Genomic DNA, 207 nt, shown 5'->3' with positions numbered 1-207 from the left:
ACGGTACCAGGTTAGAACCTAGATACGATCAGGGTGGTATCCCAACGGCGCCTCCACCCAAGCTGGCGCTCAGGTTTCAAAGGCTCCCACCTATCCTGTACAGATCGTACCCAAATCCAATATCAAGCTGCAGTAAAGCTCCATGGGGTCTTTCCGTCTTGTCGCGGGTAACCTGCATCTTCACAGGTATTAAAATTTCACCGGATC

Annotated in this window: 1 rRNA gene; it reads right to left on the bottom strand. The window is 51.2% G+C overall.

The features are described 5' to 3' along the window. Positions 1-207: ribosomal RNA gene (locus tag KI379_RS33945) — 23S ribosomal RNA — on the bottom strand; the annotation flags it as partial.

Origin of the sequence: Paenibacillus cineris (assembly GCF_018333335.1) — a bacterium.
GTDB classification, from domain to species: Bacteria; Bacillota; Bacilli; order Paenibacillales; family Paenibacillaceae; genus Paenibacillus_AQ; species Paenibacillus_AQ favisporus.
The sequence above is the reverse complement of the archived record's forward strand: the minus strand, read 5'-3'. Positions and strand labels throughout refer to the sequence as shown.